We start from the raw sequence: 23,255 nt of genomic DNA, 5'->3' as shown, positions 1-23,255 counted from the left end.
AGTTCCCCCTATATTAATTTCTCTGCTACGTATGAAGCAAATACATCTAACGCTACTTCTTCTTGTTCACCTGTTGCCATATCTTTTAAGTTAATGATGCCTTTATCTAGCTCATCTTCTCCTAATACAGCTACAAATTTCGCCTTTAGACGATCTGCTGATTTAAATTGTGCTTTCATTTTGCGATCTAAATAATCTTTTTCAACTGATAACCCAGCTTTACGAAGATCGAACGCAACTTTTGCAGCATGGTCTTTCGCTTTTTCACCAAGCGCTACAACGTAACAATCAATGCTATGTTCAAGTGGTAATTCAATGTTTTCAGCTTTTAGTGCCATAATTAAACGTTCAATACTCATTGCAAAACCGATACCTGGCATTTCTGGTCCACCGATTTCTTGTACAAGTCCGTTATAACGGCCACCACCGCTTAATGTAGTGATCGCACCGAAACCTTCTGCCTCACTCATAATTTCAAAAACAGTGTGTTGGTAGTAGTCTAAACCACGCACTAAGTTCGGATCTTTTTCAAATGGAACATCCATCATCGTTAATAGTTCTTGAACTTTGTCGTAGTATACTGCTGAATCTTCGTTTAAGTATTCTGTAATAGATGGTGCTGTTGCCATTAATTCATGGTTACGGTCCTTCTTACAGTCTAAAATTCGAAGTGGGTTCTTTTCTAAGCGAGATTGACAGTCAGAACAGAATTCGCCGATACGTGGCTCAAAGTGTGCGATTAATGCATCACGGTGTGCTTGACGGCTCGCTGCGTCACCTAAACTGTTTAATACAACTTTAATATTTTTCAAGCCCATGCCGCGGTAAAATTCAACAGCAAGTGCAATTACTTCTGCATCAATTGCAGGGTCATTACTGCCGATTGCTTCGATACCGAATTGTACGAATTGACGATAGCGACCTGCTTGTGGTCTTTCATAACGGAACATTTGACCGATATAGTATAATTTCGTTGGTTGTGTTGCATCACCAAACATTTTATTTTCAACGTAAGAACGTACAACAGGTGCAGTACCTTCTGGACGTAATGTTAAACTGCGCTCTCCACGATCTTGGAATGAGTACATTTCTTTTTGTACGATATCTGTCGTATCACCAACACCGCGTAAAAATAGCTCAGTGTGCTCAAAAATTGGTGTACGAATTTCTTTATAATTGTAACGACGGCAAATTTCGCGTGCTTGCCCTTCGATATACTGCCATAACTCAACAGTGCCTGGAAGAATATCTTGCGTTCCGCGTGGGATTTGAATAGACATATTCAGTTCCTCCTCAAATTGTTTTAATCTTAATAAAAATAAAAAACTCCCGCCTCTACTGTTTAAACAGTAGGGACGAGAGTATTATACCCGTGGTGCCACCCTAATTGAAGCACGTATGCTTCCACTTTTTTAATAACGCTTAAATATGCGTTCATCCCTACTAAGCATATATGCCGTTCAAGTTGAAACCTCTAGAGTGTCATTCAATCAGTCATCATGCAGAAATGTTTTCAGCCTAAGACATTCCTTCTCTTTCCATGTGTGTCTCATTTACTCTTCTCTATCAACGGTTATATTCATATGTAAATATAAAATTACTATACGTTTGTTAAGTAGGATTGTCAAGTGCTCTAAGAACGTTCAATCTGCTTCTTTAAACGCTTTACATCTTGAAGAGAAATCCCAAACTCGGAAGCAAGCTCCATTGAAGTATTGTTTTGCTCTTTTGAAATAAAATCATGAAAATTCACGTTAAACAGTTGATTTGCACCATTTGTAACAGAATGCCCTTTTTCATTCATACGCATACGTATATCCCTCACATTCAATATGGATGTTTTACTTTTTATTGTTCCATATTGATGAGAGAGTTATACATAACCGAAACTGCTATTGATTCCAAATAAACATTAGTATTCGATTTACAACAATAACAATAGCCAGTCCACTTGCGAGCATATGATGCTTCAAATGATATAACGCTGCAACACCTACTCCAAATACGATAATTTCTAGTAATACATGTAATATACCTTGTACTTCCCATTCTGCATGCGGAGCTCCAAATAGCCCCCAAATGACAGCAACAACAATTGGAATAATAATAGCAAGTGTAATTTTTATAGCTGTTGTTGTTCCTACTCGAAATCCCCAGTATCCAACAATCCCAAGAATACATAACTCTAGCATAAAACGTAAAGCTATATTAAATTCTTGAAGCATACTACACCTTCTTTTCCTTTTATTCCCCTTTAAATTAATCCTATGATAAAGTGAAACTTTAATCAGTGGGGGTTTTGTTCATCCGCCACTGATTATTAGTTGAACCAATCGGGCTTTTACGGGCAGTTGATCCTCACCTAACTTCTTTGCTTCCGCTGAATTTTGAGGTGGAGGGTCTTACTGCCCGTTAATGCGGGATAAATGAACAAAACATACAACAATGTATAAAAAAAGAGAGGATTATATAACCCTCTCTTTTTTTATCAACACTATTTACTTTCTACAATTAAGGTCACCGGACCATCATTGATTAAAGAAACGTCCATCATTGCTCCGAACTTCCCTGTTTCCACATGCAATCCTTGTTTGCGAACTTCTTCATTAAAGAAATCGTATAAACGCTCTGCGTAGTCAGGTTTCGCAGCATCCATAAAGTTTGGACGTCTTCCCTTGCGACAATCTCCGTATAATGTAAATTGCGAAATAGATAGAACTTGTCCTTCTACATCAAGTACAGAATGATTCATCTTTCCGCTCTCATCTTCAAAAATACGTAAGTTCGCAATTTTTTCTGCAATGTAAGTTGCATCTTTTTCTGTATCTTCGTGCGTAATGCCAACTAGCAATGTTAGACCGAACGGAATTTGCCCTACAATCTCACCATTTACTGTGACAGACGCTTCCTTTGATCGTTGTAAAACAACTCTCATCTTTCTACACTCCCTATTAATGCATCATGCGTCGTACTGCATAAATTTCTGGAACGCGTTTAATGCGTTCTACTACTTTTTTCAAGTGTTGTAAGTTACGAATCGAGATTGACATATTAATTGTTGCCATCTTATTACGGTCACTTCTACCAGAAACAGCTGAAATGTACGTTTTCGTCTCTGTAACAGCTTGCAGTACTTCATTTAATAAACCACGGCGATCGTAACCTGAAATTTCAATATCAACGTTATACTCAATTTCTTTTTCAGGGCTACCTTCCCACTCTACTTCTAATAATCGTTCTACAGCTTCTTCTGTATGAACATTTACACAATCACGGCGGTGAATCGATACACCTCGGCCTTTCGTAATATACCCAACGATATCATCGCCCGGAACTGGGTTACAGCATTTCGATAAACGAATTAATAAATTATCAGCACCGCTTACCTTTACACCAGAATCCCATTTTCGAATTTTCATCGGTTTACGAACTTCTTTAACTTCAACAATTTCTTCTTCTTCGCGTTGTTTGCGGAACTTGTCCGTTAGTCGCGTAACAATTTGCGAAGCTGTAATTCCGCTATACCCAACTGCTGCAAACATATCTTCTTCATTTGCAAAGTTAAATTTCTCAGCGACGCGTTTTAAGTTATCAGGCGCTAATACTTCTTTCATCTCATACTCTAGACCACGTACTTCCTTTTCAACAAGTTCACGGCCTTTTTCAATATTTTCGTCTCTACGTTGTTTCTTAAAGAATTGACGAATTTTATTTTTCGCATGAGATGTTTGAGCAAGTTTTACCCAATCTTGACTTGGTCCATATGAATGTTTCGACGTTAAAATTTCAATGATGTCGCCTGTTTTTAATTTATAATCCAGCGTCACCATTTTACCGTTTACTTTTGCACCAATTGTTTTATTCCCAATTTCCGAATGGACACGATACGAGAAATCAATCGGAACCGATCCAAGTGGTAATTCCATTACATCGCCTTTCGGTGTAAAGACGAATACCATGTCAGAGAATAAATCAATTTTTAATGACTCCATAAATTCCTCTGCATTAGAAGCTTCATTTTGCCATTCTAATATTTGACGGAACCATGTGAGTTTCTTCTCTAATGTACCTGTTGTTTCTGCTGTTTTTCCTTCTTTGTACGCCCAGTGTGCCGCGATCCCGAATTCTGCAATTTCGTGCATTTCTTTCGTACGAATTTGCACTTCAAGTGGATCACCTTTCGGTCCAATTACAGTCGTATGAAGAGATTGATATAGATTTGCTTTTGGCATTGCAATATAATCTTTAAAACGACCTGGCATCGGCTTCCAGCACGTATGAATAATTCCAAGCACCGCATAACAATCTTTAATACTATTTACAACGACACGTACAGCTAATAAATCGTAAATTTCATTGAACTGCTTATTTTGCAGTGCCATTTTACGATAAATACTATAAATATGTTTCGGTCTTCCAGAAATCTCAGGTTGAATTGCAACTTCTTTTAATTTCTCACGAATACCAGTCATTACTTCGTCTAAGTATTCTTCACGTTCTGCACGTTTACGCTTCATTAAATTTACAATACGGTAATATTGCTGTGGATTTAAATAGCGAAGTGACGTATCCTCTAGCTCCCATTTAATAGTACTAATTCCGAGTCTATGTGCTAAAGGTGCAAAGATTTCTAACGTTTCATTCGCAATGCGACGCTGCTTCTCTTGAGGCAAATGTTTCAATGTACGCATGTTATGAAGACGATCAGCTAGTTTAATTAAAATAACTCGAATATCTTGAGCCATTGCAATAAACATTTTGCGATGGTTTTCGGCTTGTTGTTGTTCATGAGATTTATATTTAATCTTCCCAAGCTTTGTAACACCATCAACAAGCATAGCAATTTCTTTGTTAAATTCCCGTTCAATATCTTCTAACGTAATCTCTGTATCTTCCACTACATCATGTAAGAAACCTGCTGATACCGTAGCTGGATCCATGTGTAAATCAACTAAAATACCTGCAACTTGAATCGGATGAATAATATACGGTTCACCCGATTTTCTATATTGTTCGCTATGCGCATCACGTGCATATTCATAGGCACGTGCCACTAGCTCAATATCTTCATCCGCTAAATATTGACTTGCTTTCTCGAGTACCTGTTCAGCTGTTAGTACCTGCTCATTTGCCATCGAATCACCTTTTATTGAAAATTGACTTTATCTTTATTTAATAGAATAAATTATATTCTATCATTATAACCCAATGATTGTGAATTGTGAAAAGGAAAAGATTTTACTGACATTTCACCATGATTTTTTGTTCAATTATACAAAAGTACCCGCTCCTCTCCAAGAGATTCACGGGTACTTTTTATCACCGTAGTTTTACCTATATAGTGATTAGTATTTTTCTAATACTAATACATCGTAACCATCTAACATTTTACGACCATCTAAGTAAGTAAGCTCTACTAAGAATGCAATCCCTGCTACAACTCCGCCTAGCTCTTCAACCAACTTAATTGTCGCTTCGATTGTTCCACCTGTAGCTAATAGATCATCTGTAATTAATACGCGTTGACCTGGCTTAATTGCATCTTTATGGATTGTTAAAACATCCGTTCCATATTCTTTACCGTAATCAACTGTAATTACTTCACGTGGTAATTTTCCTAATTTACGAACTGGCGCAAATCCTACTTCTAACGCATAAGAAACTGGGCAACCGATAATGAAACCACGAGCTTCTGGTCCTACTACAACATCGATATCTCTTTCTTTTGCGTACTCAACGATTGCATCTGTTGCTGCTTTGTATGCTTTACCGTCATTCATTAAAGGTGTAATGTCTTTAAACACAATACCTTCTTTCGGATAATCCGGTACAATTGCGATATGTTGCTTGAAATCCATATTTCTGAATCCTCCTCAGATCTAAAAGGTTTGTAAATACAAATCCTTTACCCTAACTGTTCTACTTCTTTATGATTACGAATCGTTTCAAACCATGTATATAGTTGCTGATATGTGCTATAAACCAATTCTTTTTCTAATTGTAAGTGGTTCATTTTCTCACGATATGTGTTCGATTCAATTAAATCACGCTTTTGTTTTTTGTCTGCCATAAAAATGACGCCATCTTTTATTGTAACAAATTCTAACTCAAAAAACACCTGTGTCATGAAATTTACTGTATCTTTTGACCAGCCTTTATGGCGACATAGTTGTTCTCCATATTGTCTTAAAGAAAATGGTGTTTTTTGGCTTAAGAAAGAATAGTACCATTTAAAGTGTTCTCTCGTAGGAACTGTACTAAATAGATGGTTATTTTCTTGATAAAACAGCGTATAAATTCGCGCTGGGAATCCTACTTTAAATAACTCACGTAATTCATCTGTTCCGTTTGGCAAATCGAGTAACACGATGTATTGATCATCTAAATGCGTTACTTCTGACGCATGCATAAGCTTTTCTTTATAGTCCTCTAAAGAAAATTTATTCAATACCTCTTCAGAAAAATACACCATTGTTATTTTTTCTTTCGGAAGTTCTGCTAAATTTGCTTCCGCATTACGCATACTACGCCAATCAAATAGTTGCCACGCCTCTACAGCAATATCTTGTACCATTAATTGTGGCTTCTTAAAATTGTTCCATTCATTGATGGATGCTTCTCCTATTACAGATACTTTTGCAACTGGAGAGATTTCTTTCGCATATGCACCAAAACCAAATCCAATTGTATCCAGTGTTGCTTGTCCATCACGAAGAGCCATTTTTAAATGAGAGCCATCTGATCCGATTGCGCGAATACTTTCTAACTCTGCATCTTTCACTGCAATACGTGGTTTCGGATTTCCAACACCAAATGGTGCTAACTTCTGCATATCTTCAATTGCCGCTAGCGTTACATCCTCCACTTTACAAAAAACATCAACTGCTGTAATTGGAATAAAATCTTCTTCTGTTAAAATTGCATCTGCTTGTTCATTTAAGCGACGGCGTAATTCATCTACATCATTCATATGTAGCGTCATCCCAGCTGCCATCGGATGCCCTCCGAAGTGCGGCAATAACTCTCTACAATCTGATAAATTTGCAAACAAATCAAATCCTGCAATACTACGCGCTGAGCCTTTTGCTGTTTCTTTTATAGGATCAATGCATAATACAATAGTCGGACGATAAAAACGTTCAACTAATTTAGAAGCGACAATCCCAATTACACCTGGATTCCAACCTTCTTTTGCAAGTACTAATACTTTGTTTTCTTCTGGCGGAAAGTTATTTTCAACTTCAGCGATAGCCTCTTCGGTAATTTGCTTTACAATATCTTTTCGCAGTTTGTTCAGCTCATCAATTTCTTCGGCCAACTCTTTCGCTTCCTCAGGATCATCTGATAATAAAAGGTGTACAGCCGGCGTTGCATCTTCTAAACGCCCGACCGCATTAATACGCGGTGCAATTGAGAAGCCAATACTCTCTTCTGTAATTTCACTTTGCGAAACGTTAGCAACTTTAAACAATGCCTTTAAACCAATATTTTTCGTCATACGCATATGTTTTAAACCGCGTTTCACTAGCAACCTATTTTCACCATGAAGTGACACTAAATCGGCTACCGTACCGATTACTGCAATCTCTAATAAATGTTCTGGTACACGGCCTAATAGTGCATGCGCAACTTTAAACGCAACACCTACACCAGCTAAATAGTGAAACGGATATACACCGCCATCTAATTTCGGATGTATAATCGCAAGTGCTTCTGGCAATTCTGGCGGTGGCTCATGGTGATCTGTAATAATTAGATCTATTCCAAGCTCTTTCGCTACATTCGCTTCATGTACTGCTGCGATGCCAGTGTCGACAGTAATAATCAGTGAGAACCCTGCGCTATGCGCCCAACGAAACGCTTCTTCGTTCGGTCCATACCCTTCTGTAAAACGATTTGGAATGTAAAATTCTACTTCTGCACCTAATTCTTGAAGAGCAAGATATAAAACCGTCGTACTACTTACTCCGTCCGCATCGTAATCACCAAATATTAATATTTGCTCTCCATTTTGAATCGCCTTATTTACACGTTCTACCGTTCTATCCATTCCTTCTAATAAAAATGGATCATGAAATTCTTGATTTTCTGTATTTAAAAAATCTAAAATCTTATCTTCTGTATCTAGTCCTCTACCGAGGAATAATGAAACGACAAGTGGCGACAACTGTAATTTACTTGCTAATTCACTCACTCGCTCTTCATTATATTCTTTTTCTTTCCAACGCGTCTTCGGTTGTAACACGAAATCACCCCTTAACCTGTTCATTATACAAGACAGATTAAGGGGTGACAATATAATGCAAACTATGATGCAATATCTACATACTAAAATGTTAATGATGTTTAATTTGGAGAATACGGATTTATATGTACGAATACATTTTGTACATTATCTTGTTTCATAAGCATTTCTTTCACATGTTTTCCAATGCGGTGTCCTTCTTCTACAGTAATGTATGGATCTACAGACACTTTAATATCGACAATAACATAATGACCATGCTCCCGTGCATATAAAGAACCAATTTTTTTCACACCATCTACTTGAAGAACCGCTTCTCTAAGCGGAATAACATCCTCCTCATGAAGAACATGGTCAAGCGTTGCATGAATTGCTTCCGCTCCAATGCTCCATGCCATTTTTACAACAAGTAGTGAAACAACTAATCCTGCAATCGGATCAGCATATACAAGCCAGTCTATACCAAGCTTACCACCTAGTATAGCTGCACAAATACCGATTAAAGCTGCAATTGAAGAAAATACATCCGAACGGTGCTCATATGCATTTGCAATAATTGCATCACTATTTACCCTTTTCCCTAATCGGAATTTATATTGAAACATTCCTTCTTTCACGACGATTGAAAGAACAACAGCAAAAATCGTAATTCCTTTCGGCGGTTCTAGTTCTTGCGAAAAAGCTTTTATAGATGAAATCGCGATTTCAAGTCCCACAATAAATAATAATACCGCAACAATAATCGCTGAAATCGATTCCGCTTTACCATGACCATACGGATGATCTTCATCAGGTGGCTGCTTTGCCGCTCGCAATCCAAAAAGTACAGCTAGCGAACCAATTACATCTGATGCAGAATGCACCGCATCTGCTAACAGTGCTTTACTGTTCCCAATATAACCAATTACCGCCTTTACAATTGCTAATATAATATTACCAACGATCCCGACAATAGCACCAAACTCGGCCTGTTTAAAACGTTCATCTTTTTCCATAATTAAAATCCCTTCTTTTCTTAACCTATCTTTTTATTTTAACAAAAACAGCGATAACACCACCACTTTCTTCCATCTTCTTCCCATCAAAAAGTTGCTATCTTATTGTATCCACAAACGAAAAAAGAGATGCCTCATAAAGAGACATCATCTTTTCTATACTTGCGGTTCAGATTCTACTTTCTCAACCTTCTTCTTGTTTTTACCTCTTTTCAAACGACGGTTTTCAAGCATTAACCAAATTTGAGAGGCAACGAAAACAGAAGAGTACGTACCTACAATTAATCCAACAAGTAACGCAAACGAGAAGTTACGTAGTGACTCACTACCGAAGATAAGCAGTGCAATTACTGGGAATAACACTGTTAATACGGTGTTAATCGAGCGACCAAGCGTTTGGCGAATACTTGCATTTACGATTTCTTCTAGGTCTTTTATATCGCGCACTCGTTTTTTCTGTTTGTATAATTCACGGTTTCTATCAAATGTAACAATCGAGTCATTAATAGAATAACCGATGATTGTTAACACCGCAGCGATAAACGTTAAGTCTACCTCTAATTGGAAAATACTAAACATAACAACCATAACGAATGCGTCATGTAATAATGCAAGTACTGCAGATAACGCATACGTAAATCGGAAACGAATACTTACGTATAAAATGATAACCGCAGAAGCAATTAATACTGCGATAAATGCATTTCGTGCAATTTCTTTCCCAATTGTCGGCGAAACTGTGCTTATATTTGGATCTGTACCATATTTGTCGTGGAAGAATGTTTTTGTCTTCGCAATCTCATCTTTTGATAGGACGCCTAATGTACGAACTGCGAAACCTTTATTGTCATCCCCGGTCGGTACAATATTTTCTTCCTTCACATCAATGTTCAACTCTTTAAAATCTTTATGAACATCAGCAACAGTGACTGCTTGTTTTGATTGCAAGTCGATACGTGTACCACTTGCAAAATCAATACCAAGATTCAATTTGAAAATTGGTAGGATAATTGCACCCGCAATTACAACTACAATCGAGAAGATAAGGAATTTATGACCAATATTTACGAAGTTAATACGATCAAATCTCGTTGGCGGATGTACTACACCTTTTGTTAATGGAATAATATCCTTTTGTTTCACACCAAAATACCCTGGTTTTTTATCGAAGTTACGGCTCTTTACAAGTAAACCTAGTAAGAAACGAGTACCGAATACGTTCGTAATGAAACCAACTAAAATACTTACGATTAAACTTGTTGCGAATCCTTTTACAGAGCTATTACCATAAACGAATAACACACCAGCTGCTGCAAGAGTCGTAACGTTTGCATCTAGAATTGTTGCTAAGGAACGATGGTTACCAGCTCGGAATGCCGACATCATTGACTTACCAATTTTCAGCTCTTCTTTCAGTCTCTCGTACGTAATAATATTCGCATCAACTGCGATACCTACTCCGAGCACTAACGCCGCAATACCTGGCAACGTAAGAACAGCATGCATCCAGTTAAAGACAAGTAATGTAACGAAAATGTATAAACCTAACATAATAACCGCTACAAGTCCTGGTAAACGGTAGAATACAAGCATAAATAAGAAGATAAGAGCGATACCAATCGCACTAGCGAAAATCGTTTGCTCTAACGCTTGTTGACCAAATTTCGCTCCAACAGATGTTGAATACATTTCTTTTAAATCAACAGGAAGTGCACCTGCATTTAATAAAGATGAAAGTTGTTTCGCACTTTCAACTGTGAAGTTTCCACCTACGATAGATACTTCAGCTTGGTTAAATACTTGGCTTACTGTTGCCGCTGATAAGAACTTCGGATTCGGTTTTGCAGATTCTGCTTTATATGAATCTTTTCCTTCTTCAAAGTCAAGCCAAATTACCATTAAATTCGTTGGTGGTGGCATTTTTGAAATCTTTTCAGTTACTGCACGGAATTTTTCAGCGCTTTTCAGTGTAAGACCTACGCTCGCACGGCCTTGCTCATCAAACGTTTGTTTCGCTCCGCCGCCTTTTAAATCCGTTCCATCCATAAGAAGGTTATCATCCACATCACGGAATGTTAATTTCGCTTGTGTTGATAACATTTCACGTGCTTTTTGCTGATCTTGTACACCAGCAAGCTGTACACGAATTCGATCTTGCCCTTCGATTTGAATGTTCGGCTCACTTACACCGAGAACATTGACACGATTTTCAAGAGCACCTACTGTACTTACAAGTACGTCTCGATCGATTTTATCACCTTTTTTGGCTGGTTTTACTTCATACAGAATTTCAAAACCACCGCGAAGGTCTAGTCCTAGACTAATTCCTTTTGCTATGTCTTTTCCTGCCGCACCAATTACTCCACCGATTAATAAGACGATGAGGAAAAAGGCGGCAATTCTCGTACCACGCTTTGCCATATGTACCCTCTTTCTGCTACTAACACTTTCAATAAATCTTTTACGATTCACTGCTATACGTGTGCATACGCCTAGTTAGTAGACTTCCTTTCTATAATTTTTGCTAGTTCATCACTAGCTGTATAGGTAAGCTTTTACACTACCTACACTTTCATCATTTATTTTCCTCTTCACGACCTCCTTTATATATAATCTTAGACACAATTATTTCCTCTTTATCAATACATATCATTATACTGCAAAAGGAAGAACAAACCAATTGCAGTCGGTTATTTATTTTCGTACTCATCAAATGACCAAAGCGGTGCTTGATAAGCTTCAACAGTTAAATATGTCATATATTCATTAGTACTTACTGTTAATACGTCATTAACTAATTCATACAATCTAACATCGCTGTCTAACTTCTTCCACTTTTTCACTTTAAGAAACTTCCAAATGTCATCATCTGTCACTCGGTCGTAACCGAACATTTGAAACTCTTCTACTTTACTTTCTAAAACGACTTGTAACTGTCCGCGGTATGATTCTACCAAAGCCTCTCTATCTAACATCTATAACATCTCCTTCTTATTTCAGCACGAAAAAGTCGCTTTAATCCCGCTCTAATGGACAGCAATAACTACTTTCAAGAGCACTATCATACTTCACTCTCTTAAATGCTTGTCATTCTTGTCTCGTACGTGCATATAAATTATTGTAAATCATTCCATTGATTTTGAGAAGGTAGGAGAAGAACATGACGAGACAAAGCTTTTTAAAAGGCGCATTTATTTTAATGATAGCCGGCTTTATTACAAAAATACTCGGCTTTATCAACCGCATAGTAATGGCACGTATTTTAGGAGAAGAAGGCGTTGGTCTTTATATGATGGCCGTTCCTACATTCATTTTAGCAATTACATTGACACAAATTGGTCTTCCTGTCGCAATCGCAAAATTTGTAGCAGAAGCGGAAGCTGTGAACGATAAACAAAGAGTTAAAAAAATATTAACCGTATCACTAGCTGTTACATCCGTTATTAGTATCATTTTAACAATCGGAATTATGTTCCTCACACCTATTTTAGCAAAAACATTATTAACCGACGAAAGAACGTACTATCCATTAATGGCCATTTTGCCCGTCGTTCCCGTTATTGCTGTTTCTTCTGTTTTGCGTGGTTACTTTCAAGGGAAACAAAACATGAAACCTAGCGCTTATGCGCAAGTTCTAGAACAAGTCGTCCGCATTACCATTATCGCTATATGCATTCAATTATTTTTACCTTACGGCATAGAATACGCTGCCGCCGGCGCTATGTTATCAGCTGTTCTCGGTGAAGTTGCATCCTTATTATTTTTACTCACGTTATTTCAGCGAGAAAAACATTTATCAATACGCTCTGGATTTTTCACTACTGTAAAGGAAAGCAAAGGGACATTTTATTCTCTGATGGATATTGCCCTTCCAACTACAGGAAGTCGTTTAATCGGCTCCGTTTCATATTTTTTTGAACCTATTGTCGTTATGCAAAGCTTAGCAATCGCTGGTGTCGCTGCTTCTGTTGCAACCCAGCAATACGGTATATTAAACGGTTATGCATTCCCGCTTCTATCACTACCCGCCTTTATTACATACGCTCTTTCTACAGCGCTCGTCCCTTCTATTAGTGAAGCAATGGCAAAAAGACAACATAAATTAGTGGAGCACCGTTTACAACAAGCACTTCGAATTTCATTAATTACCGGCGGATGGTCTGTCGTTATATTATACGTATTCGCTTCTCCTATTTTAACTCTTATGTACGGATCAGACAGCGCAACAGCATTCATTCAACTTCTTGCGCCTTGCTTTTTATTTCATTATTTCCAAAGTCCACTTACCTCTGTTTTGCAAGCTTTAAACTTAGCAAGAGCTGCAATGATGAATACATTTATTGGCGCCATCGTGAAATTAATCGTTATTTTTGTACTAGCCTCAAGGCCAGAATTTCAAATGATGGGAGTTGCACTTGCTATCGCTGCAAATATTGTAACAGTAACATTTCTTCACTACGCTACTGTTTTAAAAAAGATTACATTTACCATTTACGCAAAAGACTATATTTTCGGCGGACTTGCCATCGGTATCGCAGGCGCCTTCGGTTTTTATCTTCATAAATATATTATTTTCTCTCATTCCCTTGGCATACAAACATTATGGGAAATCACTTTAACAACAATTGTTTATATCGTACTTCTCTTCACTTTCAAACTCATTCGAAAAGAAGAGTTAAGTCGTCTCCCTATCATTCGTAAACTTTCATTTTTGAAATAAGTTGAAACTTTAATCAGTGGGGTAATCTCCACTGATTATTAGTTAAACCAATCATTCTTACTCTTTCAAAGGATAAATCTCTAATTTTCTTTTACATCAACAAAAAATTGTCCGTTTTGAAAACTACAGTATAAAATTTGTTTTACATCGTTATAACCTAAGTTTTTTAATTTCTCAATAAGCCATTCATCTGTATGTTCAATCATTTGTAAATGACTAGATTGAATTTCTCCATCAATAATAAGAGGAAGAGTAAACTGCAATGCATCTTGTTTATTTTTTTGTTTTTGAAAGACAGATAACTTCCCAGACGGTTCCAAAATAGCATATTCTACATCCCGAATATCCCCAACTCCTTGTTCCCTTAATTGCATCATTAAATCATCTATATTATAACGTTGCTTTCTCATCTTCTTTTCATCAATCTTTCCCGCGTTTACAAGAATAGCCGGCTCACCTTCTATTAAATGCCGAAAGCGTTGATACTTTAGGGAAATGACTGACAAAATAATTTGGATGCACATAAGAAAAGTCATCGGAACTAATTGATGCCAAAGTGATTTATCTGTATTTTCAATTGCTACTACGGCCATTTCTCCAAGCATAATAAATACGACTAAATCTAATACACTTAGCTCTCCTATCTCACGTTTACCCATAAGACGAAAAATAATTAAGATGATGATATACAAAAGCATTGTTCGTCCAATTATTGATATCCATTCCATTTCTACATCTCCTTTTTTACGTATAGACTCCCCTATAAAAAAGAAACTAGTCTAACTTAGACAAAAGGAAAATATGCTTGTATTAAAAAGGGGGAATGTATAAATGGATGGAACGAAAAAATTATCCACTGCAATCGGCTTCGGTATTATTACACTATTAATTCTCGCATCTCTTACTAGCATGATTATGGCTCTTTTATTAAAGTTTACGAATATAAACGAAGGGACATTAGCCGTTACTATTTTTATACTCGCTCTTTTATCTATGCTTATGTCTGGTTTTATCGCTGGCAAAAAAGCGCAGGGGAAAGGGTGGCTAGTAGGTCTCACAACAGGTCTCACATTCACTATACTCGTTTTTCTAGTTAACTATTTAGGCTTTTCTCAAACTTTATCGAACTCACAATTACTTTATCAATTAGCATTAATGGGAGCGAGTACACTCGGTGGTATTTTCGGTGTAAATATGTCAAAGCAAAGTAACTAAAAAAGGCCCTGCACATTTCATGCAGGGCCTTCCACATTAGTTTTTCACAACTTCACGAATCGCATTGCGATCGAAAGTTAAGTGTGAACCACCAGATTTAATAACAATTTTCGTCTCATCTACTGATTCGATTGTACCGTGTAAACCACCAATTGTTATGATAGCATCACCTTTTGCTAATTCGTTTTGCATTTGAGCAACTGCTTTTTGACGCTTTTGTTGCGGGCGAATTAATAAGAAATAGAAAATCGCAAACATCGCAACAATCATAACGATATTCATCATACCTGCATTCATCTTTTGTTCCTCCTTTTAAATTATGTATTAGAAGTTTTTAGCATTCGGTTTATTAAAGCCATACTGTTCAAAGAACTCTTCGCGGAAATCGCCAAGACGGTCTTCACGAATAGCTTGTCTCACCTGCTCCATTAAGTTTAACAGAAAATGAAGGTTGTGATAAGACGTTAAACGAATTCCGAACGTTTCATCACATTTCATTAAGTGACGGATGTACGCACGAGAGTAATTTTTACATGTGTAGCAATCACAGTTTGGATCAAGCGGACCGAAGTCTCTTGCGAATTTCGCATTTTTCACAACGAGGCGACCTTCACTTGTCATACATGTACCATTTCGAGCGATACGAGTTGGAAGTACGCAGTCAAACATATCAATACCACGAATTGCGCCATCGATTAACGAGTCAGGAGAACCTACACCCATTAAGTAACGAGGCTTATTATCTGGAAGAAGTGGTGTTGTAAACTCAAGCACACGGTTCATAATATCTTTCGGTTCACCAACAGATAAACCACCTACAGCGTAACCAGGGAAGTCCATTGAAACAAGGTCTTTAGCACTTTGACGACGAAGCTCTTCGTACTCCCCGCCCTGTACAATACCGAATAAACCTTGATCTTGCGGACGTTCATGCGCTTTTAAGCAACGTTCTGCCCAACGGCTTGTACGCTCTACAGATTTCTTCATATATTCAAAAGTAGCCGGGAATGGTGGACACTCATCAAATGCCATCATAATATCTGAACCTAATGCATTTTGGATTTCCATCGCTTTTTCTGGTGATAAGAATAATTTATCTCCATTTAAGTGATTACGGAAGTGAACGCCTTCTTCTTCAATACGACGGAAGTCACTTAAACTGAATACTTGGAAACCACCAGAGTCTGTTAAGATTGCACGATCCCAGTTCATAAATTTATGCAAGCCGCCTGCTTCACGAATAATTTCATGACCTGGACGTAGCCATAAATGATACGTATTACTTAAAATAATGCCAGAATCCATTGCTTTTAATTCTTCTGGTGACATTGTCTTAACTGTCGCAAGTGTACCAACTGGCATAAATGTTGGTGTATCAAATGAACCGTGCGGTGTATGCACACGACCTAAACGGGCACCCGTTTGTTTACATGTCTTAATAAATTCATAACGAATTGCTGTCATAACTTACTCCTTTTATTTGTTTCTCATTTTAGCGTGAGATGCAACGAACATTGCATCACCGAAGCTAAAGAAACGATATTTTTCTTTTACTGCTTCATTATAAGCATGAAGTACATTATCTCTATTTGCAAATGCACTTACAAGCATAATTAATGTTGATTTCGGCAAGTGGAAGTTTGTAATTAAACCATCAATTGCTTTAAATTCATATCCCGGATACATGAAAATATCTGTCCATCCAGAAGCGGCGCAAAGCTTACCGTCATGATCTGTTGCAATTGTTTCTAACGTACGAGTTGATGTCGTACCTACAGTAATAATACGTCCACCATTCTCTTTCACACGATTTAATAATGCAGCTGTCTCTTCAGACATATGGTAATATTCTGCGTGCATATGGTGTTCTTCAATCGTGTCTGCAGAAACTGGTCTAAATGTTCCAAGTCCTACGTGAAGGGTAATGAATGCTAACTGAACGCCTTTTTGCTTTAACTTCTCAAGTAACTCTTCTGTAAAGTGAAGTCCCGCAGTCGGCGCTGCCGCTGAACCGATTTCTTTCGCATATACTGTTTGATAGCGATCGCGATCTTCTAGCGTCTCTTTAATATATGGAGGAAGTGGCATTTCCCCAAGTTCATCTAAAATTTCATAGAAGATGCCGTCATATGAAAATTCAAGCTGACGTCCACCTTGATCTGCAGTTCCTGTGCAAGTTGCTTTTAATTTCCCTTCGCCAAAAGAGATAACAGTTCCTTCTTTTACACGTTTCGCTGGCTTTACAAGCGTTTCCCACTTATCGCCTTCTTCTTGTTTTAAAAGAAGTACTTCAATGTGCGCGCCTGTATCTTCTTTCACACCATGCAAACGAGCAGGCATAACTTTCGTTTCATTTAAAACTAAGCAATCCCCCTCATGTAAGTAAGAAAGAATGTCCGTAAAATGTTTATGCTCAATATCACCTGTTTCACGGTCTAACACCATTAATCTTGATGTTTCACGATCTTCTAACGGGACTTGCGCAATAAGTTCTTCTGGTAAATGAAAATCAAACAGATTTATATCCATAGCTATATCCACCTATTTCTTATTTAAATCGATTTATTATATACATAATAAAAGATAATACAATACTTAACACAATACATGTAATGATAGGAAAATAAAAGGTAACGTTTCCTTTTTTCACAAAAATATCGCCTGGAAGCCTTCCAATGAACTTCCAAGCTAATCCAACAACGATGAGCAAGATTCCCGCTGTAATAAGTAATTTGGGCATCTCCGTCATGCTTTTGGTATCTCCATTCCGAAATGTTCATACGCAAGCGGCGTTACAATTCGGCCCCGTGGCGTTCGTTGTAAAAAGCCAATTTGTAATAAATACGGCTCATACACATCTTCAATTGTATGAGATTCTTCTCCAATTGTTGCTGAAACCGTTTCTAACCCAACTGGACCACCACGGAATTTCTCAATAATACCAAGCAGTAATTTATGATCAATATGATCTAGACCTAATTTATCTACTTGCAGTAGCTCTAATGCCATTTGCGTAATTTCCATCGTAACCGTTCCGTTACCACGAACTTGTGCGAAATCACGTACACGTCTTAAAAGACGATTCGCAATACGAGGTGTACCACGAGCACGTCTTGCAATTTCTAATGCAGCTAACGAATCGATTTCAACTTCAAATACTTCTGCTGTACGTTCAACAATCGCAGAAAGCTGATCTACTGTGTAGTACTCTAACCTTGAAAGTACACCGAAGCGGTCACGAAGCGGTGCCGATAATGCTCCAGCACGTGTCGTTGCTCCAACTAATGTAAATGGCGGTAAATCTAGGCGTACAGAACGTGCTGAAGGCCCTTTTCCAATTACGATATCAAGACAAAAGTCTTCCATCGCAGGGTACAATACTTCTTCAATTGATCTATGCAAACGATGAATTTCATCAATAAATAATACATCCCCTGGCTGAAGCGCTGTTAATACAGCAGCTAAATCTCCTGGTCTTTCAATTGCCGGACCTGAAGTTGTTCTAACATTAACGCCCATCTCATTTGCAATAATATTCGCAAGCGTCGTTTTACCAAGACCTGGTGGTCCATATAAAAGCACGTGATCTAACGTTTCTTCACGCATTTTCGCCGCTTCAATAAATACTTCTAAATTATGTTTCGCTTTATCTTGGCCAATATACTGACGGAGCGTCTGTGGCCGTAATGAATATTCTAAATCCGAATCTTCATATGCAGATTCCCCTGAAAGGAGACGTTCGTCCATTATACTCACCTCTTACCATTTAGTAAAAGACTAAGTGCCTTTTTAATATACTGATCCGTCGTTAATGATTCTTTTAATAACTCTGGTACAACGCGAGAAACCTCGCGTTCTGCGTATCCAAGTGCGCGCAGAGCTTCCAGTGCCTCATCAAGCTCCGCTGATGAACCTTTCTTCTCATCAAAACGTTCTGTATCTGAGAATAAATCAACAAATGCATCTGGTACGACATCTGCTAGTTTTCCTTTTAAATCTAAAATCATTTGGCGTGCTGTTTTCTTTCCGACGCCTGGGAATTTCACTAAAAACTTCTCATCTTCATGCTCAATCGCTTGAACGACCTGTCCTGTTTGACCAGAAGCTAAAATTGCAAGAGCGCCTTTTGGCCCAATGCCGGACACGCCTAACAACTTTGTAAATAATAAACGCTCTTCACGTGTTTTAAACCCGTAAAGTGCCATAATATCTTCTCTCACATAATGATATGTATAGACACGGATTTCTTGCTTACTTCTTTGAAATACATACGGATTCGGTGTGAAAATTTGATAACCAATTCCATTATGATCAATTACGACATATTCCGGCCCTACATGCTCCACGTAACCTGTAACATATTCAAACAAAATACGATCTCTCCCTCTTAAATCATGTATTCCATTTTAACATATTTAATGATAGAAAAGCGAGACTGCCCCAACAAATGTTCTCCACTTGAAACTTCTGTTATTTTCCATTGACAGAAAGTTTAAAGCACCTTAATATACAGAAGTCGATAATGATTATCAATACTAATTAAAGGGGTTACATCAGGATGAAACGTAAACTATTTATTTTATTTACTATTATGCTTGTTGTTCTTTCTATCGTTGGATGTTCTTCTCAAAAAGAAGAATCGAAAGTAAAAGAACAACCGAAAACAAAAGTTGTAAAACATGCTAAAGGTGAAGCTACAATTCCAGTAAATCCAAAGAGAATTGTTGACTTATCTGGATCAACAGAAGAACTATTACTTCTTGGACACAAACCTGTTGGTACAGCAAATACATATAAAGATAAAATCCAAAATCATTTAACAGACAAGTTAGATGGAGTAAAAGCAGTTGGTTGGTACTGGGCACCTAAAGTTGATTTAGAAGCTGTTACTGCTTTAAAACCAGACTTAATTATTTTAAACAACCGTCAATTAAAAATTTATGATCAACTAGAAAAAGTTGCACCTACAGTTGTTCTAGAAACAAACTTAGAAGACTGGCGTGGTAAGTTTAAAGAAGTAGGTAAGCTATTTGACGAAGAGAAGAAAGCAGACAAATGGATTGCAGACTACGATAAGAAAGCAGACTCTTTATCTAAAAAAATTAAAGAGAAAACAAAAGATGAGAACTTTATGTTCGTTGCAGTTACACCGCAAAACTTCCGTGTATACGGCAGCTTCGGATACGGTGACATCATCTTTAACGACTTAAAACTTCCTGCAACAAAAGGTACGGATTTAAAACAAACAATGGCGCAAGTATCACTAGAAGGCCTAGTTGCATTCCAGCCTGACCAAATGTTTATTGTAAACTTTGGCGGCGAAGCTGATAAAGTTTACGAAGACTACAAAAATAGTGCTGTTTGGAAAGACAATAAAGCGGTTAAGAACAATCACGTATATGAAGTATCAAATGAAGTCTTCAATACGAAAGCATTCAATCCAATTGGAAAAGATATGCTAATTGATGAAATCGCAAAAGAAATTTTAGCTAAGAATAAATAAGAAAAAAGCAGCTCACCATGAGCTGCTTTTTTTCTTATTTTGCACTGCGTATTGTTTCATTTTTTCAATCGTCTTCACAAAACCTTCTTTTGATTTGATACGAATACCACGTTTCAATTTCGCACGCTCATAACTCTCAAGCTTTTTCATATCAATTTGAAAGAAAGAATGGATCGCATTATCACTTTTCGGCACACCTTTGAAAATTTGTAATATCCCTTCCTCTGAAACACCAAAATATCCACTTGTTTTCAATAACGGAGAAATATCATCAACTTTCTTTTGCAATACAATTTGTACATCATCACGATCAACAAGTTGCCATTCTTTATATTGCTGTAAAAACTTTTCTAAATACGCCACTTTTTCTGTAAGTATTTCTTCGCTTACTTCGCCATCAACATACATACGCTCTAATAAAATTGTAACCTCAGGTTCTTTTTCCGTTACTTCTGGTACTGGCCCTTCCGCCTTCGCATTCGTTCCATAAACGAAACAAAACATCATAACGAAAGCTTGCATCGCAATCAGTATCCATTTCATTTCCGTTCACCTCTTTTAGGCAAGATCATACTTTCATTAGTAGTTTTTCCGGAAATGGGGGTTTTATCCATATTACATTTCTTTCGAAAAATAAAAAATGCAGATAAGGGTTTACCTCATCTGCATGTATCATTCACTTTTATACAAAATGAAAGACGCCTGCAAAGCAGGCGTCTTGATGCGTTTACGGCGAGAGACCAGGCGACCACATTCGCGTGTTTAGCACTTAAGCATATCTCTCGTCTTACGTAAATTAGCTCATCGCTTTGTTAATATAACATTAATAAAGTGTAAGTGCAACATGTTTATAAAAATATTTTATTTCCTTTGTTATCCAAACGAACGATATGTAAATTATAAATTGATAAAAGTAACATATATGTTACAATTAATGTAACAGCGAAATCATCATAAAACAGGAGATGGATATTATGAAAAAAATAAAGGATGAACGTCTCATTCTGAAAACATTAAAAAACATACGTATTGCCTTTCTTTTTCAATCGCTTGGTATAATTGGCATTTTAGGTTATATCGGATTCACTGAAGGAATGGACCAAATTACGAAATCTCCATTATGGCTATTATTTATTCTTACAAGTATCGTCCTTAGTTATTTACAGTTAAGTGTTTCAATTGATGTAGAAGAAAGTGAAAAGGAAATAAAGTTAACTCCTTATTATAAACTTGTCTTCCGCTCCCTTATTGTAGGAATTGTTATGGCTATTATTTATATTATTTTCAGTCCAGAAAGACCTCTGTTTGAAGCTATTTTAACAGGTAGTATTCTTTTCATATGCTTTTTAGTTTCTTACTCCGTTAGTTATTTTATTAAAAAACGTCGTTTACAAGACAACGATGAATAAAGAGGAAGGGCTATCCCTTCCTCTTTTATTTCGCTATCGTACTGTACCAGTTAAACCGTAACGAATGTCTCGGAACATATTCACTATGTCACGATTAAAATCGTTTGTAACTGTACCGTTACGTAGACGAGTACTCATTGCATCGACACGAGTAAACATATCATTTCTTACAGAAACATATACGTTTCTGTTTCCAACTTCATTTGCAACAGCTTGACGAACTTCATTTGCAAGCGCTGTTTCATTCGATACTGGATTACGTGGTTTTACCGCAATCGCTACATCGTTTCCATATACAACTGTAGACACACGGTCTACGTTATTCATACGTTTCACACGATTTGTAATTCTTTCTGCTGTTTTACCATCATTGTTAATGTATGAATTGTTCATTGTAATATTACGTGTTGGATGTGGATTAGCAATTTGTCCATTGTAATTTACATCGCGGTAATAATTATTATATCCTGTATCGTTACGACCATTTCTATATGTTACATAATCTGTATAACGATCATTACGCGTTACATTATCACGATACTGGTGTGTATCATTATAAGATGTACGCTCGTAATTGTAGTTACGTCCATCCATTGCATTGTTATCTTTTGGTGTACCACATGCAGCTAATGCACTGGTAACTAACAAAGAAGCAGCAATTACTTTTACTTTCGTATTCAATACAAAAACCCCCTCTGTTAGAATGAGCTTCTCTACTGAAAAGCTCCCTCTTATGATGAGTAACAGAGAAGGTTTTTACACTGTTAATATTTCACTGGGAATTTTCTAGCACTTCATAAAAAAACTTCATTTTCTTAATTAACACGCATGCAAAAAAGGCGGGAATACTCCCGCCTTTTTAAACTTCTTCTTCGTCCTCTTCTTCTGAAACGGGCTCTCCAAATACATTTGGTGGATCTGGTTGATAATACATCGTTCCTGGCTGCGGTGCATATGCAGACTGAGTTGGTTGATAATATAAAGGATTCGCATATTGCGGACCACCTGGTTGTGGACTATATAGTCTACTTTCTCCTCCACATCCACAATCTTCCTCACCCTGCACAAGCGGCGGCATATTATTATCCATTGGCATCATATTCGGATTTGGCATAGACGTATATTGTGGTCCAAACGGCGCTCCTTGCTGATATGGCATTTGATATGG

At 37.3% G+C, this 23,255-nt stretch carries 23 protein-coding genes, 1 pseudogene and 1 other annotated feature; of the genes and pseudogenes, 4 read left to right on the top strand and 20 right to left on the bottom strand.

Features of this window, described 5'->3' with window-relative positions:
- Nucleotides 1-8 precede the first annotated feature (8 nt).
- The 10 genes from hisS to MR170_RS15685 all read right to left on the bottom strand — a co-directional run bounded on the left by hisS (nucleotide 9) and on the right by MR170_RS15685 (nucleotide 12,215).
- Nucleotides 9-1,280 (bottom strand): histidine--tRNA ligase, encoded by a 1,272-nt coding sequence (gene hisS / locus MR170_RS15730; protein ID WP_000027079.1) that lies wholly within the window; start codon nucleotides 1,278-1,280, stop codon nucleotides 9-11.
- Between the two features lie 68 nt (nucleotides 1,281-1,348).
- Nucleotides 1,349-1,579 (bottom strand) — a binding site (T-box leader).
- Between the two features lie 54 nt (nucleotides 1,580-1,633).
- Nucleotides 1,634-1,810 (bottom strand): hypothetical protein, encoded by a 177-nt coding sequence (locus MR170_RS15725; RefSeq protein ID WP_001242605.1) that lies wholly within the window; start codon nucleotides 1,808-1,810, stop codon nucleotides 1,634-1,636.
- Nucleotides 1,811-1,892: 82 nt separating this feature from the next.
- Entirely contained in the window at nucleotides 1,893-2,225 is a 333-nt protein-coding gene (locus MR170_RS15720) for a YrdB family protein (RefSeq protein WP_242308617.1), read from the bottom strand.
- A 269-nt stretch (nucleotides 2,226-2,494) separates the two neighbouring features.
- The gene (locus tag MR170_RS15715; protein ID WP_098640241.1) at nucleotides 2,495-2,935 is read right to left on the bottom strand and encodes a D-tyrosyl-tRNA(Tyr) deacylase; all 441 of its coding nucleotides are present in this window, start codon (nucleotides 2,933-2,935) and stop codon (nucleotides 2,495-2,497) included.
- Between the two features lie 16 nt (nucleotides 2,936-2,951).
- Nucleotides 2,952-5,135, bottom strand: a complete 2,184-nt coding sequence (relA, locus tag MR170_RS15710) for a GTP diphosphokinase (RefSeq protein WP_016080208.1) — start codon at nucleotides 5,133-5,135, stop codon at nucleotides 2,952-2,954.
- Between the two features lie 210 nt (nucleotides 5,136-5,345).
- Entirely contained in the window at nucleotides 5,346-5,858 is a 513-nt protein-coding gene (locus MR170_RS15705) for an adenine phosphoribosyltransferase (RefSeq protein ID WP_000346217.1), read from the bottom strand.
- Between the two features lie 47 nt (nucleotides 5,859-5,905).
- Complete coding sequence (gene recJ, locus MR170_RS15700) at nucleotides 5,906-8,245, bottom strand: single-stranded-DNA-specific exonuclease RecJ (protein ID WP_226604905.1); 2,340 nt, start codon at nucleotides 8,243-8,245, stop codon at nucleotides 5,906-5,908.
- Nucleotides 8,246-8,346: 101 nt separating this feature from the next.
- Complete coding sequence (locus tag MR170_RS15695) at nucleotides 8,347-9,240, bottom strand: cation diffusion facilitator family transporter (RefSeq protein WP_016080206.1); 894 nt, start codon at nucleotides 9,238-9,240, stop codon at nucleotides 8,347-8,349.
- A 156-nt stretch (nucleotides 9,241-9,396) separates the two neighbouring features.
- The gene (gene secDF / locus MR170_RS15690; RefSeq protein WP_016080205.1) at nucleotides 9,397-11,661 is read right to left on the bottom strand and encodes a protein translocase subunit SecDF; all 2,265 of its coding nucleotides are present in this window, start codon (nucleotides 11,659-11,661) and stop codon (nucleotides 9,397-9,399) included.
- Nucleotides 11,662-11,930: 269 nt separating this feature from the next.
- Nucleotides 11,931-12,215 carry a post-transcriptional regulator gene (locus MR170_RS15685; RefSeq protein WP_050844543.1) on the bottom strand — a complete coding sequence of 95 codons (285 nt, stop codon included), beginning with the start codon at nucleotides 12,213-12,215 and terminating at the stop codon, nucleotides 11,931-11,933.
- A gap of 185 nt (nucleotides 12,216-12,400) precedes the next feature.
- Between MR170_RS15685 and spoVB the strand changes: the two genes are divergently transcribed.
- A complete protein-coding gene (spoVB, locus tag MR170_RS15680; protein ID WP_029443353.1) occupies nucleotides 12,401-13,960 on the top strand; it encodes a stage V sporulation protein B in 1,560 nt (519 codons plus the stop codon).
- A gap of 80 nt (nucleotides 13,961-14,040) precedes the next feature.
- On the opposite strand, the gene MR170_RS15675 is transcribed toward spoVB, so the two are convergent.
- Nucleotides 14,041-14,688 carry a DUF421 domain-containing protein gene (locus MR170_RS15675; RefSeq protein ID WP_029443354.1) on the bottom strand — a complete coding sequence of 216 codons (648 nt, stop codon included), beginning with the start codon at nucleotides 14,686-14,688 and terminating at the stop codon, nucleotides 14,041-14,043.
- A gap of 103 nt (nucleotides 14,689-14,791) precedes the next feature.
- Here MR170_RS15675 and MR170_RS15670 point away from each other — a divergent pair, with 103 nt between their 5' ends.
- On the top strand, nucleotides 14,792-15,175 hold the full coding sequence (locus MR170_RS15670; protein WP_000349141.1) for a TIGR04086 family membrane protein: 384 nt from the start codon (nucleotides 14,792-14,794) through the stop codon (nucleotides 15,173-15,175).
- Nucleotides 15,176-15,211: 36 nt separating this feature from the next.
- Here MR170_RS15670 and yajC read toward each other — a convergent pair whose 3' ends face one another.
- Genes yajC through ruvA form a run of 6 tightly spaced genes read right to left on the bottom strand, consistent with a single transcriptional unit; the run spans nucleotide 15,212 to nucleotide 19,545 of the window.
- Nucleotides 15,212-15,472 carry a preprotein translocase subunit YajC gene (gene yajC / locus MR170_RS15665; protein WP_016080201.1) on the bottom strand — a complete coding sequence of 87 codons (261 nt, stop codon included), beginning with the start codon at nucleotides 15,470-15,472 and terminating at the stop codon, nucleotides 15,212-15,214.
- Nucleotides 15,473-15,499: 27 nt separating this feature from the next.
- Nucleotides 15,500-16,639 (bottom strand): tRNA guanosine(34) transglycosylase Tgt, encoded by a 1,140-nt coding sequence (gene tgt, locus MR170_RS15660; protein ID WP_000125365.1) that lies wholly within the window; start codon nucleotides 16,637-16,639, stop codon nucleotides 15,500-15,502.
- Between the two features lie 12 nt (nucleotides 16,640-16,651).
- Nucleotides 16,652-17,704: a tRNA preQ1(34) S-adenosylmethionine ribosyltransferase-isomerase QueA gene (gene queA / locus MR170_RS15655; RefSeq protein ID WP_000354014.1), complete on the bottom strand. Its 1,053-nt coding sequence runs from the start codon at nucleotides 17,702-17,704 to the stop codon at nucleotides 16,652-16,654.
- A gap of 19 nt (nucleotides 17,705-17,723) precedes the next feature.
- Entirely contained in the window at nucleotides 17,724-17,924 is a 201-nt protein-coding gene (locus MR170_RS15650; RefSeq protein ID WP_000138162.1) for a DUF2905 domain-containing protein, read from the bottom strand.
- Complete coding sequence (ruvB, locus tag MR170_RS15645; protein WP_029443355.1) at nucleotides 17,921-18,922, bottom strand: Holliday junction branch migration DNA helicase RuvB; 1,002 nt, start codon at nucleotides 18,920-18,922, stop codon at nucleotides 17,921-17,923. The genes MR170_RS15650 and ruvB overlap by 4 nt, the downstream gene beginning before the upstream one ends.
- Before the next feature lie 5 nt (nucleotides 18,923-18,927).
- Nucleotides 18,928-19,545, bottom strand: a complete 618-nt coding sequence (gene ruvA, locus MR170_RS15640; protein ID WP_016080199.1) for a Holliday junction DNA helicase RuvA — start codon at nucleotides 19,543-19,545, stop codon at nucleotides 18,928-18,930.
- A gap of 188 nt (nucleotides 19,546-19,733) precedes the next feature.
- On the opposite strand from ruvA, the gene MR170_RS15635 reads away from it, so the two are divergent.
- Complete coding sequence (locus tag MR170_RS15635; protein WP_029443356.1) at nucleotides 19,734-20,678, top strand: iron-hydroxamate ABC transporter substrate-binding protein; 945 nt, start codon at nucleotides 19,734-19,736, stop codon at nucleotides 20,676-20,678.
- Between the two features lie 12 nt (nucleotides 20,679-20,690).
- Here the strand turns inward: MR170_RS15635 and MR170_RS15630 are convergent, their stop codons facing one another.
- Complete coding sequence (locus MR170_RS15630; RefSeq protein WP_029443357.1) at nucleotides 20,691-21,221, bottom strand: BofC C-terminal domain-containing protein; 531 nt, start codon at nucleotides 21,219-21,221, stop codon at nucleotides 20,691-20,693.
- A gap of 431 nt (nucleotides 21,222-21,652) precedes the next feature.
- On the opposite strand from MR170_RS15630, the gene MR170_RS15625 reads away from it, so the two are divergent.
- Nucleotides 21,653-22,087: a hypothetical protein gene (locus MR170_RS15625; RefSeq protein ID WP_023523099.1), complete on the top strand. Its 435-nt coding sequence runs from the start codon at nucleotides 21,653-21,655 to the stop codon at nucleotides 22,085-22,087.
- 33 nt (nucleotides 22,088-22,120) lie between these two features.
- Here MR170_RS15625 and MR170_RS15620 read toward each other — a convergent pair whose 3' ends face one another.
- The gene (locus tag MR170_RS15620; RefSeq protein WP_016080194.1) at nucleotides 22,121-22,768 is read right to left on the bottom strand and encodes a YhcN/YlaJ family sporulation lipoprotein; all 648 of its coding nucleotides are present in this window, start codon (nucleotides 22,766-22,768) and stop codon (nucleotides 22,121-22,123) included.
- Between the two features lie 178 nt (nucleotides 22,769-22,946).
- Nucleotides 22,947-23,255: pseudogene (locus MR170_RS15615) on the bottom strand (peptigoglycan-binding protein LysM); the annotation flags it as partial.

The sequence above is a fragment of the Bacillus cereus group sp. BfR-BA-01524 genome (genome assembly GCF_022662595.1).
Classification (GTDB): domain Bacteria; phylum Bacillota; class Bacilli; order Bacillales; family Bacillaceae_G; genus Bacillus_A; species Bacillus_A thuringiensis_S.
The sequence above is the reverse complement of the archived record's forward strand: the minus strand, read 5'-3'. Positions and strand labels throughout refer to the sequence as shown.

Coding starts and splice junctions, on each gene's coding strand:
- MR170_RS15685 (WP_050844543.1), bottom strand. CDS start 12,215: ATGTTAGATAGAGAGGCTTTGGTAGAATCATACCGCGGACAGTTACAA.
- MR170_RS15670 (WP_000349141.1), top strand. CDS start 14,792: ATGGATGGAACGAAAAAATTATCCACTGCAATCGGCTTCGGTATTATT.
- queA (WP_000354014.1), bottom strand. CDS start 17,704: ATGGATATAAATCTGTTTGATTTTCATTTACCAGAAGAACTTATTGCG.
- MR170_RS15630 (WP_029443357.1), bottom strand. CDS start 21,221: ATGAAATGGATACTGATTGCGATGCAAGCTTTCGTTATGATGTTTTGT.
- MR170_RS15725 (WP_001242605.1), bottom strand. CDS start 1,810: ATGCGTATGAATGAAAAAGGGCATTCTGTTACAAATGGTGCAAATCAA.
- MR170_RS15675 (WP_029443354.1), bottom strand. CDS start 14,688: ATGGAATGGATATCAATAATTGGACGAACAATGCTTTTGTATATCATC.
- relA (WP_016080208.1), bottom strand. CDS start 5,135: ATGGCAAATGAGCAGGTACTAACAGCTGAACAGGTACTCGAGAAAGCA.
- secDF (WP_016080205.1), bottom strand. CDS start 11,661: ATGGCAAAGCGTGGTACGAGAATTGCCGCCTTTTTCCTCATCGTCTTA.
- MR170_RS15695 (WP_016080206.1), bottom strand. CDS start 9,240: ATGGAAAAAGATGAACGTTTTAAACAGGCCGAGTTTGGTGCTATTGTC.
- MR170_RS15720 (WP_242308617.1), bottom strand. CDS start 2,225: ATGCTTCAAGAATTTAATATAGCTTTACGTTTTATGCTAGAGTTATGT.
- ruvB (WP_029443355.1), bottom strand. CDS start 18,922: ATGGACGAACGTCTCCTTTCAGGGGAATCTGCATATGAAGATTCGGAT.
- hisS (WP_000027079.1), bottom strand. CDS start 1,280: ATGTCTATTCAAATCCCACGCGGAACGCAAGATATTCTTCCAGGCACT.
- MR170_RS15625 (WP_023523099.1), top strand. CDS start 21,653: ATGAAAAAAATAAAGGATGAACGTCTCATTCTGAAAACATTAAAAAAC.
- MR170_RS15715 (WP_098640241.1), bottom strand. CDS start 2,935: ATGAGAGTTGTTTTACAACGATCAAAGGAAGCGTCTGTCACAGTAAAT.
- spoVB (WP_029443353.1), top strand. CDS start 12,401: ATGACGAGACAAAGCTTTTTAAAAGGCGCATTTATTTTAATGATAGCC.
- yajC (WP_016080201.1), bottom strand. CDS start 15,472: ATGAATGCAGGTATGATGAATATCGTTATGATTGTTGCGATGTTTGCG.
- tgt (WP_000125365.1), bottom strand. CDS start 16,639: ATGACAGCAATTCGTTATGAATTTATTAAGACATGTAAACAAACGGGT.
- MR170_RS15650 (WP_000138162.1), bottom strand. CDS start 17,924: ATGACGGAGATGCCCAAATTACTTATTACAGCGGGAATCTTGCTCATC.
- MR170_RS15635 (WP_029443356.1), top strand. CDS start 19,734: ATGAAACGTAAACTATTTATTTTATTTACTATTATGCTTGTTGTTCTT.
- MR170_RS15705 (WP_000346217.1), bottom strand. CDS start 5,858: ATGGATTTCAAGCAACATATCGCAATTGTACCGGATTATCCGAAAGAA.